The organism is Nocardioides abyssi (assembly GCF_030412915.1).
GTDB lineage: Bacteria > Actinomycetota > Actinomycetes > Propionibacteriales > Nocardioidaceae > Nocardioides > Nocardioides abyssi.
This window is the reverse complement of the sequence record NZ_JAUHJR010000005.1, coordinates 294,891-307,858: the sequence shown is the minus strand read 5'-3', so window position 1 is coordinate 307,858 and position 12,968 is coordinate 294,891. Positions and strand designations below refer to the sequence as shown.

Below are 12,968 nucleotides of genomic sequence, written 5' to 3'. Positions count from 1 at the left end.
CTCCCCCCCGACGCCGGCGTCGCCTCGGCCGGCGTCGTGCTGGAGTCCTGAGAGGCCCGGTCCCCGCCTCGTGCTGCTGAGCGTGCGCCAGAGCGCACGCTCAGCAGCACGAGGCCAGCGACGGCGTCAGGCGGCCCGGGGGACGCCGAGGCGGCGCAGGTCCGCTGCCAGCCGCTCGGGCTCGTCACGCAGCTCGCGCGCGGTGCAGCGCACGATCCGCCGGCGGTCGGTCGTCAAGCGCCGCTGACGAGCGAGGTCGTCCTCCCAGTGCTCGACCTCCATGTGGAACGCGCCGTCCACCTCGAGCACGAGCACGGTGCCGTCGGGCAGCAACCACTCGCAGTCGGTGAACCGGAGCCGACCCTCCGCGTCCCGGCGGCGGACCTGCCGATCGGGCCGGCGCAGCCCGTGGTCGCGACACAGCCGCACCAGGTCGATCTCGGACGACGACTGCGAGCCACGGGCGATGTCCGTCAAGGCAGCCCGTAGCAGGGGCGCCTTGTAGAGCGGCCGCATGCGGTCCACCCACGTGAGCAGAGCGGCCGCGGTCGTCAGCCGCTGCTGGACGGCGGCCGCCACGACGCCCTGGGCGGTGCGCGGCGACGGCTGGTACGCCGCGAAGTGGAGCACCGCCGGTTCGATGCGCATCCGCGGCAGCGCGCAGCTCGGCTCCTGCATGGTGGGCAGCGGCCGTCGCGTGCGAGCGAAGTGGACACCCGGCACGTCGTCGTCCAGGTCGAGGTCGTCCGGCACGAGGACCGTGATCGTGTCGCGGTGCCAGTTGCGCAGGCCGGACAGCTCGGCTGCGGTCAGGTCTCCGAGCAGGCTCCGCCGGCCGGCGTGGAGCACCCCGGTCCACATCGTCTGCAGCCGGGTCGGCTCGCCCGTCGTCGTACTCACCACGGTCGCGGAGCGCAGGACCCAGCGCTCGGCGGCGACCTGGTTCCGGATCGCGAACCGGTCGATCCCCAGCGCGGCGAGCTGCGCCCGGCTGACCGCACCGGCCTGCCGGGCGCTCACCGTCCGCCAGGTCTCGTGCGCCACGGGACGAGCCTGCCGCGGATCGGCGACCGCCGCGCAGCCTCTCCACAGGGACCCGGCTCGGGCCTCGTGCTGCTCAGCGAGCGTTGGGGCGCACGCTCAGCAGCACGAGGCGGATCCGGATGTCCATGGGACCGGGCTCGTGCTGCCCAGCGAGCGTCGGGGCGCACGCTCAGCAGCACGAGGCGGATAGCGTCGCGCCCATGCGGTACGCCCACACGGTCGAGCAGGTGCGAGCGGCGGAGCGGGAGCTCCTGGCGAGGGTGCCCGAGGGGACGCTGATGCAGCGGGCGGCCCACGGGCTGACGCAGGCGGTGGTGGAGCTGCTGGGCCGGGCGTACGGCGCGCGCGTGCTGCTGCTGGTCGGGTCGGGGGACAACGGGGGAGATGCGCTGTACGCCGGCGCCCTGCTCGCCCGGCGCGGGTGCGGCGTGGAGGCGGTGCTGCTGAGCGAGCGCGTGCACGAGGGCGGCCTCGAGGCGCTGCGACGAGCCGGCGGGCGCACCGTCGACGAGCCGAGCAGGCGCCCGGACGTGGTGGTCGACGGGATCGTCGGCATCGGCGGCCGCCCGGGGCTGAAGCCGGAGGCCGAGCGGGCACTCGCGCAGGTCGAGGGGGTGCCCGTGGTGGCGGTCGACGTGCCGTCCGGGGTCGACGTCGACACCGGCCGCGTCGACGGGCCGCACGTCAGGGCGGACCTGACGGTCACCTTCGGCACGCACAAGGCCGCCCACCTGGTCGACCCGGCGGCCGAGGCCTGTGGGGTGGTGCACCTGGTCGACATCGGCCTGGACCTGCCGCCCGCGGAGGTCGAGGCGCTGCAGGCCGAGGACGTCGCTCGGCTGGTGCCGCGCCCGCGGCCGCAGGACCACAAGTACACGCGCGGCGTCGTGGGGGTGCGCGCCGGCTCGGCGGAGTACCCGGGCGCCGGCCTGCTCAGCGTCGCCGGCGCCGCGTGCGGGCTCGCCGGGATGGTGCGGTACGTCGGCGACGACCCGGTCGCGGACCGGGTGCGCCAGGCGCACCCCGAGGTGGTCGGCGCCGGCCGCGTCCAGGCGTGGGTGGTGGGCTCCGGCGGCGGCGAGCGCGCCGACGAGGCGCTCGCGCAGGCGCTGGCCGACGAGGTGCCGACGGTCGTCGACGCCGACGCGCTGAAGCACGTGCGGAGGGGCCCGGCCGACCTCGTGCTGACCCCGCACGCCGGCGAGCTGGCCGCGATGCTGGGCCGCGAGCGTGCGGAGATCGAGGGCGACCCGCTGGGGTGGGCCCGCCACACGGCCGAGGAGTACGCCGCGGTCGTGGTGCTCAAGGGCCGGCACACCGTGACCGCGCGGCCCGACGGGCGGGTGCGCGTGACGACGACCGGGACGCCGTGGCTGGCGACGGCGGGGGCGGGCGACGTGCTCGGCGGCGTGGTCGGGGCGCTGCTGGCGGCGGGGCTGGAGCCGTTCGACGCGGCGAGCGTCGGGTCGTGGCTGCACGGCGCGGCGGCCACGCTCGCGTCCGGGGGAGGCCCGCTGGTGGCGACCGAGGTGGCGCGCGCACTGCCCGCGGTGGTCCGGGACCTGCCGCAGCCCTGACGCGGGCGCGGCCGGGCCGAGTGGGAGAATGGTCGGCCATGAGCCCCCTGCCGGTCCCGCGCGCCGAGGCGGTCGTCGACCTCGCGGCGATCCGGCACAACGTGCGGCGGCTCGCTGAGCACTGTGGCGTCGCGATGATGACGGTGGTGAAGGCCGATGGCTACGGCCACGGCATGGTCGAGGTCGCCCGGGCGGCCCGCGAGGCGGGCTCGGCCTGGCTGGGCGTGGCGACGATCGACGAGGCGCTCGCCCTGCGGGCGGCCGGCGACACCGGCCGCGTGCTGTGCTGGCTGACCGTCCCGGGCGAGGACCACGACGCCGCGATCACCGCCGACGTCGACGTCACGGCGTACTCCCTCGCCGAGCTGGCCGAGGTCGAGGCCGCCGTCACCCGCACCGGCACGCCGGCCCGGCTGCAGCTCAAGATCGACACCGGCCTCTCCCGCGGCGGCTCGACGTGGGACGACTGGCCCGCGCTCGTCGAGGCGGCGCGCGCCGGGGAGGTCGCCGGGCACTGGTGGGTCACCGGCATCTGGACCCACCCGGCGTCGTCCGACGAGCCCGACGACCCGGCCAACGACAGCCAGGAGCAGGTCTTCCGCGACGCGCTCGCGGTCGCCGAGGCCGCCGGCCTGCAGCCCGAGGTGCGCCACCTCGCCAACAGCGCGGCGGCGATCCTGCGGCCGAGCGCGCGGTTCGACCTCGTGCGCTGCGGCATCGCGTCGTACGGCCTCGACCCCGCGCCCGGCCACACCCCCGACCTCGGCCTCGTGCCCGCGATGACCGCCCGCGCGACGCTGGCGATGGTCAAGGACGTCGCGGCCGGTGCGGGTGTCTCCTACGGCCACACCTGGGTCGCGGACCGCGCGACCACCCTCGGCCTGGTGCCGGTGGGGTACGCCGACGGCGTGCCGCGCCACGCGAGCAACGTCGCCTCGGTGGGGATCGCCGGGCGGCAGCGACCCGTCCGCGGCCGCGTCTGCATGGACCAGCTGGTGGTGGACCTCGACGGCGACCGGCCCGAGCCCGGCACCGACGTCGTCCTCTTCGGCACCGGCCGCGACGGGGCGCCGACCGCGCAGGACTGGGCGGAGGCCGCGGGGACGATCAGCTACGAGATCGTCACCCGCTTCGGCGGCACCCGCGTCACCCGCACCCACGTCGACAGCGAGGCGCCCGCATGAGCCCGCGCCGCACGCTCGGCACCGCAGCGATCGGCGCGGCCGGCGCCGCCGGCCTGGCCACCATCGGCGCCGCGGTCGGCGTGACCCGCCACCGCCGGGCGCTCTCGCGTCGCCCGGGCCCGGGCCCCGAGGACCACCCCGACGTCCCGCTCGGCTCGCTGCGCTCCGCGCCGCTCACGGTGGTCGCCGACGACGGGGTGCCGCTGCACGTGGAGGTCGACGAGCCGGAGACCGGCGCGGCCGGCGCTGCCGGCGACGTCACCGTCGTGCTGGTCCACGGCTACGCGCTGACCCTCGACTGCTGGCACTTCCAGCGGCTGCACCTGCGTCGCGCGGGCGTCCGCACCGTGCTCTACGACCAGCGCTCCCACGGGCGGTCGGGCCGCTCCGACCTCGAGCACGCGACGATCGACCAGCTCGGCCTCGACCTCAAGCGGATCCTCGACGAGGTCGTCCCCGACGGTCCCGTCGTCGTGGTCGGCCACTCGATGGGCGGGATGACCGTCGTCGCGCTCGTCGAGCAGCACCCCGAGCTGTTCGGGGACCGCGTCGTCGGCGTCGGCCTGGTCAGCACGACCGCCGGCGGCCTCGACGTGGGCCGGCTGCTGCTGCCCGTCGTCCCCGCCAAGATCGGCCTGCCGCTGGCCCAGCGCACCATCGCGACGCTGGCCCGGCGCCCCACCAGCGTCGATCGGCTGCGGCGGCTCGGCAAGGCCGTGGCCATGGTCGCCACCGACCTGTTCGCGTTCGGCGACGACGTGCCCGCGGCGTACGTCGAGTTCGTCGACGGCATGCTCTCGGCGACGCCGTACGAGGTGGTCGCGGAGTTCTTCCCCGCCTTCGGGGGCCTGGACAAGTTCGACGCCGTCGAGGTGCTCGGCCGGGTGCCGACGACGATCGTCTGCGGCACCGCCGACCGCCTGACCTCGATCGGGCACAGCCGGAAGCTGCACTCGCGCATCCGCGGGTCGCGGCTGGTCGAGGTCGACGGAGCGGGGCACATGGTGGTGCTGGAGCGGCACGAGCAGGTCGACGCGGAGATCGACCGGCTGCTCGCGGCCGCAGGAACGAAGGAGCTGGCGGGGTGAGCGACGTCCAGGTCGTGCGCGTGGGGCCGGAGGCGGCCGCGCAGGTGCTGCAGGTGGTGCGGGAGGCCTTCGCCGCCCGGCCGCCGCTGGACCCGCCCGCCGACGCGCTCAGCGAGACCAAGGAGTCGATCGCCGCGCTGCTGACCCCGCACGGCGGGCTGCTCGCCTGCCTCGACGGCGATCCCGTCGGGGCGCTCGTGCTCGACCCGGTCGGCAGCACCGTCTACCTGCGCCGGTTCGGCGTCGTGCCCACCGCCCAGGGGCACGGCATCGCCGGCCGGCTCATCGACGCGGTGGTCGACCACGCCGAGGGGTACGACGACGTGACGGTCGTCGCCCGCGAGGAGCTGCCGCGCACGATCCGCTTCTGGGACCGCCAAGGCTTCCGCGAGATCGACCGCCGCTCGCCGCTCGTCGAGATGCGCCGCCCGCTGCGCACCGCCGTCTTCCAGGCACCCACCCCCGACGCGATGCACGCGCTGGGCCGCTCGCTGGCCGGCCAGCTCGCGCCGGGGGACCTCATCGTGCTCAGCGGCGAGCTCGGCGCCGGCAAGACCACCCTCACCCAGGGCATCGGCGCCGGCCTCGGCGTGCGCGGCCAGATCACCTCGCCGACCTTCGTCATCGCACGCGTCCACCCCTCGCTGGTCGACGGGCCCGCGCTCGTCCACGTCGACGCCTACCGCCTCGGCGGCATGGAGGAGCTCGACGACCTCGACCTCGACACCGACCTGGACACCGCGGTGACCGTCGTCGAGTGGGGCGAGGGCCTGGCCGAGGGGCTCACCGACTCCCGGCTCGAGGTCCGCATCGTGCGGGCCGAGGCCGACGAGGTGCCCGACGGCGCCGACGCGCTCGGCGACGCCCTCGACCCGCGGCGGGTCGAGATCACCCCGGTGGGCCCCCGGTGGCACGCCCTCTCCTTCCGAGGTCTCGGATGACGCTGCTGCTCGCCCTCGACACCGCCACCCCGTTCGTCACCGTCGCGCTCCACGACGGGTCCGACGTCGTCGCCGAGCTCGTCTCCGAGCGCGCGATGAAGCACGGCGAGCAGCTCGCCCCGCTCGTCGCCGCCGCGATGGAGCAGGTCGGCGCGGTCCGCCAGGACCTCACCGCGATCGCCGCCGGTGTCGGCCCCGGCCCGTTCACGGGGCTGCGGGTCGGGCTGGTCACCGCGCGGACGCTGGCCTTCGTGCTGGACGTCCCGGTCTACGGCGTGTGCTCGCTGGACGTGCTCGCCGCCGAGGCCGCGGCCGGCGGGATCGGCACCGGCTTCCACGTGGCGACCGACGCGCGCCGCAAGGAGGTCTACCTGGCGGCGTACGACGCCGACGGGACGCGGTTGGACGGGCCGGTCGTCGAGCGCCCGGCCGTCGTGGCGACCGACGGGCCGGTCGTCGGCGAGGGCGCGGTGCTCTACCCCGAGGCGTTCCCCGACGCCCGCGGCCCGGTCCGCCCGAGCGCCGGCTGGCTGGCGCGGGTGGTGACCGAGGAGCGGGCGGAGCTGCTCGACCCCGAGCCGTTGTACCTGCGGCGGCCCGACGCCGAGATGCCCGGCAAGCCCAAGCCGGTCTCGTGAGGCCCGTCTCGTGAGCGTCCGCGCGGCGGGACCCGACGACCTCGACGCGGTCGCCGCGCTCGAGGACGAGTGCCTCGGCGCCGACGCCTGGTCGCGCGGGCTGGTCGAGGTCGGGCTGGCCGGCGAGGTGCCGACAGTGGTCTACCTCGTCGCCGAGGCCGCCGGGCCCGGCAGCCCGGTGGTCGGTCATGCGGTGGCGAGCATCGTCGCGGACGTCGCCGAGCTCCAGCGGATCGCCGTCACCCCGGCCGCCCGCCGCGGTGGTCACGCGACCGCGCTGCTCGACGAGGTGGTGGCCCGGTCGAAGGAGGGCGGCGCGGAGCGGCTGCTGCTCGAGGTGCGCGAGGACAACGCGGGGGCGCTGGCGTTCTACGCGGCGCGGGGGTTCGTCGAGGTCGACCGGCGGCGGCGCTACTACCGCGACGGCGCGACCGCGGTGGTGCTGCGGCGCGGGCTCAGGAAGGGCTGCTGACCGGGCCGGACAGCAGCGTGTGCTCCACCCGGTAGCCCAGCCGCTCGTAGATCCGCAGCGCCGGCCCGTTGTCGGTGTAGACGCCCAGCGTCGCGACGTGCGGCGCCCGGTCCATCGCCCGGCGGGTCAGCCCCTGCGACAGCGCCAGGCCGAGGCCGCGGCCGGTCGCTCCCGGCAGCACCGAGACAGCCCGCAGGTGCCCGCTGCCGTCGGGGTCGCGGCGCACCGCGCCCACCCCGACCAGCCGGCCCTCCTCGCGCACGCCGAGCCAGCCCTCGATCCCGGGGCTGCCGGGGCGACCGAAGGTGTCGGGCTGCGCGACGTCGAGCACCGCGTCGATCGCCCCGTGGTCGGCGACCTCCTCGAGCGGCACCGCCGGCGGGGGAGCGGAGACCGTGCTGCGCATCCAGTGCCAGTGGCCGCGGACCTGGTGCGCCCACGCCGCGGGCAGCGCCCCGTGGGCGGCCTCCTCGACGGTCAGCCGCTCCGGGACGAACCGGCCGACGAGCCCGGCCAGCAGGTCCGCGAGGTCGTCCGCGGGGCCGAGCGCCACGGTGTGGCGGGCGCTGTGGGCGACCACGGCCGCGCCGAGCGCCCACGCGACGTCGTACGTCGCCGGGCCCACGGCGTGCCGCACGAACGGCACCGGGCTGCCCGCCGCCAGGTGCTCCAGCCCCGCCCCCGACACCTCGCGCACGCCGGTCATCCTGCACGGCGCACAATGGACCCGTGACGGACGCCCCCCTCGTGCTCGGCATCGAGACCTCCTGCGACGAGACCGGCGTCGGCATCGTCCGCGGCCACGAGCTGCTCGCCGACGCGGTGGCCAGCAGCGTCGACGAGCACGCGCGCTTCGGCGGGGTCGTGCCGGAGGTCGCCAGCCGCGCCCACCTCGAGGCGATGGTGCCGACGATCGAGCGGGCCTGCGAGACCGCCGGCATCCGGCCCTCCGACGTCGACGCGATCGCGGTGACGAGCGGCCCCGGCCTCGCCGGCGCGCTGCTCGTCGGCGTGGCCGCGGCCAAGGCGCTCGCGGTCGGCCTGGACAAGCCGTTGTACGGCGTGAACCACCTCGCCGCCCACGTCGCCGTCGACCAGCTCGAGCACGGCGCGCTGCCGGAGCCGTGCGTCGCGATGCTCGTCAGCGGCGGCCACTCCAGCCTGCTGCGCGTCACCGACGTGACCGGCGCCGACGGCGGGGTCGACCCGATGGGCGCGACCATCGACGACGCCGCCGGCGAGGCCTTCGACAAGGTGGCGCGGCTGCTCGGGCTGCCCTTCCCCGGCGGCCCCCACATCGACCGGGCCGCCCGCGAGGGGTCGTCGGTGTACGTCGACTTCCCCCGCGGCCTCACCTCGCGGCGCGACCTCGAGCGGCACCGCTTCGACTTCTCCTTCTCCGGCCTCAAGACCGCCGTGGCCCGGTGGGTCGAGGCGCGCGAGCGCTCCGGCGAACCCGTCCCCGTCGCCGACGTCGCCGCGTCCTTCCAGGAGGCCGTCTGCGACGTGCTGGTGCGCAAGGCGCTCGACGCCGCCTCGTCGGAGGGCATCGAGGACCTGCTCATCGGCGGTGGCGTCGCCGCCAACTCCCGGCTGCGCCACCTCGCCGAGGAGCGTGCCGCCAAGCTCGGCATCCGCGTCCGCGTGCCCCGCCCCGGCCTGTGCACCGACAACGGCGCCATGGTCGCCGCGCTCGGCGCCGAGATGGTCGCCCGCGGCCGCACCCCCTCCAGCCTCGACCTGCCCGCCGACTCCTCGCTCCCCGTCACCGAGGTGCTGGCCTAGCCGGCACGTGACGGGCGGGCATGTAACGCGCTGTTCGCTGCTCCGTCGGCACGGTCGCCACGGTGTAGGCACGCTGCAGCGTGCCTACACAGCAGCGAACGTCGCGTTACATGGGGCGCGAGCACCCGGCGGGCGCGCGGCCGGTCAGCCGCCGGGGGCCAGGACGACCGTCCAGGAGGTGGCCTTGTCGGTGGCGGCGTCGGCCTGAGCGGACAGCCCGCCGGTGGGGCCGGCGTCGACCGCGGCGGCGGGGTCGGTGAGCAGGGTGCTGATCCGACCGCTGCCGGTGCCGGCGGAGGTGGAGCGACGGACCTCGCCGGTCGGTGCGGTCCACGAGGTGACGGTGGCGGACTTGTCGGCCCAGTACGACACGCGCCACCCGCCGGGGGGTGCGGTCACCACCGGGGTGAGGTGCGTGGCGGAGGTGCCGGGCTCGGGGGCCGCGGCCGAGTCGGAGAGCGGCGTGGTCGTCCGGGTCCCGCGGTACGCCGCGACGGTGAGCGCGCCCTTGCGGTAGCCGCTCGGGTAGGACACCTGGACCGCCGACCCGGCGTCGGCGGCCGTCGCGACCCGCCGCCACAGGGTCGTCTCCAGGGTGCCGTCGACGAGGGTGCGGACCCGGGTCCAGCCCGAGCCGGGGCCCCGGAGCGTGCCCGGCCCGGCGCTGCGCGAGAAGAACAGCAGGAGGGCGTCGCCCGGCCGGGCGGCGGCCGGGACGCGGGTGGTCCAGGCGGTTGCGTTGGCGTTGGTGACGGCCGCGGCCACGGTCGACACCGGGCTCGGCGGCGGCGGCGGTGGGGGAGGCGGCGGCGTGCCGGGCAGCGGCACGACGGTCTGGAGCGGGACGTACTTGAAGTTCTGGTTGCCCACGGCGCCCGGCGCCGCGTTGTCGTGGTCCTGGCACACGAAGAGGCCCTGCGGGAAGTCCGGCCCGAGCGGCACCGTCGTCGCGGTGATGCCGTCGGTGCGGTCGCAGTCGCCCGACCCCGGCCCCGCGCCGACCCGGAACGTGGTCACGTAGGCGTTGGTGAGCCGGTCGTAGACGACGAAGAAGCTGTTGTCGCCGTCGTCGGTGTTCTGCGCCGACGCCACGACGTACCCCGTCCCGCCGGCGACGTCGACCAGCGTCACCCCCTCCACGTCCGCGGCGAGGTGGCCGCCCGTGGAGTCGACGGTGTCGACGAGGGTCCGCGCGCCGGCCGTGGCGGGGTCGGCGGAGTAGCGCCAGAGCCCGCGCTCCTCCTCGCTCACGTAGAGCGCGCCGGTGTCGTCGTCGGCCACGCAGCCCTCGGCCTCCGCGCCGACCTCGACGTCGCGCACCAGCGTCCCCTCGAGGAGGCCGTCGGCGTCGGCGTCGCCGAGGCGGTACTGCCGCAGCCGGCCCTGGATGGTGATGACGACGACGTGGACCTGCTGCGAGGCGGCGTCGGCGTGGAGGCAGACGCCCTCCCCGGTGTCGGGGATGCCCGTGCCCTCGGTGGTGCGGCGCAGCTGCCGGGTCGCGGGGTCGACGTCGTAGAGCTGGAGCCCGCCGTGGGAGACCGCGACGACGTCGCGCACCGTGCCGGCGACCGACACGCCTTGGCGCACGTCGACGTTGCCCCAGAACGAGGCGCCCCCGGTCAACCGCTGCACGAGGTTGCCGGCGAGGTCGTAGGTCTCGAGGCCGCCGAGCTTGTCGTTGCCGAGGACCAGCGAGCGGGCGGGGTCGTCGGGGTGCACCCAGACCGCCGGGTCGTCGAGCGCGTCACCCCCGTGCGCGACCGGCACGGTCTCCCGCAGCGACGGCACCACCGTCACCGGGTCCGCCGCGACGGCGGGTGGTGGGCTCACCAGACCGGCGCCCAGGAGCGTGAGGCCGCCGAGGGCCACCAGGAACCGCGCGGACCGAGCCTGCACCAGTGCCTCCCGAGTCGTCCGGACCCCGACCGTAGGCACGCGGTACGCCGCCGCGCGACGGCTCGCGGCGGAAACCCCCAGGTTTGGGGATCCCGCCGCGAGCAGCCGCACCGCGGCCGGGTCACGCCCCGGCGGAGACCTCCGCGCCGGGGTCGGTCGCCCCGCCGGAGCCGGCGCCGGAACCGGCGTCGTGGCCCCCGTAGGGACGGTGGCCGGAGCCGGACTTCCTCTCGTCACCGTGCCCGGGCCACCAGGCGGCGTGGCCGATGAGCGCGGTGAGAGCGGGGGTGAAGAACATCGCCATGACGAACGCCGCGATGATGATGCCGAACGAGAGGGCGAAGCCCATCGACATCATCAGGCTGTTGCCGCTGAGCATCAGCGAGGCGAACGTGCCGGCGAGGATGACACCGGCCGCGGCGATGGTCGGGCCGGCGTGCTTGAGCGCCTCGGCGGCGGCCGCCCGCGGGTCCTTGCCCTCCCGGGCCTCCTCGCGGAGGCGGGCGATCATCAGGATGTTGTAGTCGGTGCCGAGCGCGGTGACGAAGAGGTAGATGTAGATCGGCAGCATGAAGATCAGGCCGCTCTCCCCGCCGATGTGCTGGAAGACGATCACCGTCGCACCCAGGGTCGCCGCGAAGCTCAGGCCGACCGCGGCCATGAGGTAGAGCGGCGCGACCAGGCTGCGCAGCAGCAGCGCGAGGATCAGCATGATCACGAGCGCGGCGACGGGGAAGACGACCTTGTAGTCGCGGACCATCGCGTCCTGCAGGTCGGCGAAGATGCCCGGCGTGCCGCCGACGAACGCCTCGGTGCCCTCGGGGGCGACCTCGTGCGCCCGGTCGCGGATGGGGCCCTTGACGTCCTGGAGCGCCTCGTCGGAGACCGGGTCGTTGTCGAGCACCATCATGAACTGGGCGGCCGTGCCGTCCTCGGACGGCGTGCCCGGGTAGACCTGCGCGACGCCCTCCGCGTCCTCGAGGCCGGTGCGGAACTGCTCGAGCGCAGCCTCGTCGAGCGCCCCGTCGGAGGCGGCCAGCAGCACCGGCACCGGCTCGCTCGCGCCGGCGGCGAAGTGGTCCTGGAAGGTCTCCAGCGCCTGGGTCGACTCGACGTCGTCGGGGAGGCTGGAGTTGAAGTCGAAGGACGGGTTGAAGCCCAGCGCGAAGACCGCGAGGACGGCCAGCGCCGCGCCGGAGCCGGCCGCGAAGGTGCCGGGGCGGCGGCCCAGGCTCGTGCCGGCCCGGGCGAAGCGGGCGGCCTCGGGCTCCTCGCGCCACTTCTTCGAGGGCCAGAAGAGCGCGCGGCCGAGCACGGTGACGACGGCCGGGACGAGGGTGAGCGCGGCGACCAGGGTGACCGCGACCGCGATGGCGAGCGCCGGGCCGATGGCCTTGAAGACACCCAGCGAGCTGAGCAGCAGGGCGAGGAACGCCACGATCACCGCGCCGCCGGCCGACGCGATCGCCTCGCCGGCCCGCTCCAGGGCGTGGACGACGGCCGCGCGGGTGTCCGCCCCCTGCCGCAGCCGCTCGCGGTAGCGGAAGAGGAAGAACAGGATGTAGTCGGTGCCGATGCCGTAGAGGACGACGACCAGGATCGTCTCGATCGAGGAGTCGGCCTTGAGGTCGAAGGCCTCGTTGGCCCAGCCGATCAGGCCGGTGGCCACCATGGAGACGATCGTGACGACGACGATCGGCATCAGGCAGATGATGACGCTGCGGAAGATGATCGCGAGCAGCGCGACGATGAGCACGACGGTCGCGATGCCGACGATCGCCAGCGCCCGCTCGCCCGACTCCTGGGAGTCCAGGCCCTGCGGGACCGACCCGGTCGTGGTGACCTCCAGGCCGGTGCCGTCGGCGAGCTCCGCGAGGTCGGCGCGCATCTCCTCGGCGTCCTCGAACGCCGTGGGGTCGAAGCCGGTCGAGTCCTCGGCCAGGCCGATGACGCCGAGCAGCAGCTCGCCGTCCTCGGAGACGTTGGGCTCGCCGTCCGGGCCGACGACCACGACCTGCGGGACGAAGGTCTCCTCGCCGAGGCGGGGCCCGAGCTCCTCGGCGATCGCGCCGGCGGCCGCCTGGTCCTCGGCGGTGAGCTTCCCGCCGCCATCGCGCTCGAAGAGCAGCAGCGCCGCGGGCGTGGTGGCGCCGGGGAACTTCTCCTCCTGCAGCTCCACGGCCTTGATCGATTCGTAGTGGTCGGGCAGGAACTCCGACTCCTCCTGCGTGGTCTCGAGCGTCGGCGCCAGGGAGACGACGGCGACGGCGAGCACCACCCAGGCGGCGATCACGAACCAGGGACGACGGGAGGCAAGTCTGCCGAGCGCGCTGAACACGG

Annotated in this window: 11 protein-coding genes; 7 read left to right on the top strand and 4 right to left on the bottom strand. The window is 75.7% G+C overall.

Annotated features, from left to right (window positions below):
• Window positions 1–126 precede the first annotated feature (126 nt).
• Window positions 127–1,044 (bottom strand): putative endonuclease domain-containing protein, encoded by a 918-nt coding sequence (locus tag QWY29_RS13935; RefSeq protein WP_300961629.1) that lies wholly within the window; start codon window positions 1,042–1,044, stop codon window positions 127–129.
• A 200-nt stretch (window positions 1,045–1,244) separates the two neighbouring features.
• Between QWY29_RS13935 and QWY29_RS13930 the strand changes: the two genes are divergently transcribed.
• The 6 genes from QWY29_RS13930 to QWY29_RS13905 are packed head-to-tail and all read left to right on the top strand — an operon-like array spanning window position 1,245 to window position 6,944.
• On the top strand, window positions 1,245–2,621 hold the full coding sequence (locus QWY29_RS13930; RefSeq protein WP_300961628.1) for an NAD(P)H-hydrate dehydratase: 1,377 nt from the start codon (window positions 1,245–1,247) through the stop codon (window positions 2,619–2,621).
• Between the two features lie 38 nt (window positions 2,622–2,659).
• Window positions 2,660–3,805 carry an alanine racemase gene (gene alr / locus QWY29_RS13925; RefSeq protein WP_300961627.1) on the top strand — a complete coding sequence of 382 codons (1,146 nt, stop codon included), beginning with the start codon at window positions 2,660–2,662 and terminating at the stop codon, window positions 3,803–3,805.
• Entirely contained in the window at window positions 3,802–4,893 is a 1,092-nt protein-coding gene (locus QWY29_RS13920) for an alpha/beta fold hydrolase (RefSeq protein ID WP_300961626.1), read from the top strand. Before alr ends, QWY29_RS13920 begins: the two co-directional genes overlap by 4 nt.
• Window positions 4,890–5,834, top strand: coding sequence for a tRNA (adenosine(37)-N6)-threonylcarbamoyltransferase complex ATPase subunit type 1 TsaE (gene tsaE, locus QWY29_RS13915; RefSeq protein ID WP_300961625.1), 945 nt, complete (start codon window positions 4,890–4,892; stop codon window positions 5,832–5,834). Before QWY29_RS13920 ends, tsaE begins: the two co-directional genes overlap by 4 nt.
• A complete protein-coding gene (tsaB, locus tag QWY29_RS13910) occupies window positions 5,831–6,472 on the top strand; it encodes a tRNA (adenosine(37)-N6)-threonylcarbamoyltransferase complex dimerization subunit type 1 TsaB (protein ID WP_300961624.1) in 642 nt (213 codons plus the stop codon). Before tsaE ends, tsaB begins: the two co-directional genes overlap by 4 nt.
• A 10-nt stretch (window positions 6,473–6,482) precedes the next feature.
• Window positions 6,483–6,944, top strand: coding sequence for a GNAT family N-acetyltransferase (locus QWY29_RS13905; RefSeq protein WP_300961623.1), 462 nt, complete (start codon window positions 6,483–6,485; stop codon window positions 6,942–6,944).
• Here QWY29_RS13905 and QWY29_RS13900 read toward each other — a convergent pair.
• Entirely contained in the window at window positions 6,928–7,641 is a 714-nt protein-coding gene (locus QWY29_RS13900; RefSeq protein ID WP_300961622.1) for a GNAT family N-acetyltransferase, read from the bottom strand. The two genes, QWY29_RS13905 and QWY29_RS13900, sit on opposite strands and share 17 nt — an antisense overlap.
• A 32-nt stretch (window positions 7,642–7,673) precedes the next feature.
• Here QWY29_RS13900 and tsaD point away from each other — a divergent pair, with 32 nt between their 5' ends.
• The gene (gene tsaD, locus QWY29_RS13895; RefSeq protein ID WP_300961621.1) at window positions 7,674–8,729 is read left to right on the top strand and encodes a tRNA (adenosine(37)-N6)-threonylcarbamoyltransferase complex transferase subunit TsaD; all 1,056 of its coding nucleotides are present in this window, start codon (window positions 7,674–7,676) and stop codon (window positions 8,727–8,729) included.
• A gap of 144 nt (window positions 8,730–8,873) precedes the next feature.
• Here the strand turns inward: tsaD and QWY29_RS13890 are convergent, their stop codons facing one another.
• Both QWY29_RS13890 and QWY29_RS13885 read right to left on the bottom strand, forming a co-directional pair.
• A complete protein-coding gene (locus tag QWY29_RS13890) occupies window positions 8,874–10,628 on the bottom strand; it encodes a phytase (RefSeq protein ID WP_300961620.1) in 1,755 nt (584 codons plus the stop codon).
• 121 nt (window positions 10,629–10,749) lie between these two features.
• A complete protein-coding gene (locus QWY29_RS13885) occupies window positions 10,750–12,966 on the bottom strand; it encodes an MMPL family transporter (protein ID WP_300961619.1) in 2,217 nt (738 codons plus the stop codon).
• Window positions 12,967–12,968 lie beyond the last annotated feature (2 nt).

Coding starts and splice junctions, on each gene's coding strand:
- QWY29_RS13920 (WP_300961626.1), top strand. CDS start 3,802: ATGAGCCCGCGCCGCACGCTCGGCACCGCAGCGATCGGCGCGGCCGGC.
- tsaB (WP_300961624.1), top strand. CDS start 5,831: ATGACGCTGCTGCTCGCCCTCGACACCGCCACCCCGTTCGTCACCGTC.
- alr (WP_300961627.1), top strand. CDS start 2,660: ATGAGCCCCCTGCCGGTCCCGCGCGCCGAGGCGGTCGTCGACCTCGCG.
- QWY29_RS13930 (WP_300961628.1), top strand. CDS start 1,245: ATGCGGTACGCCCACACGGTCGAGCAGGTGCGAGCGGCGGAGCGGGAG.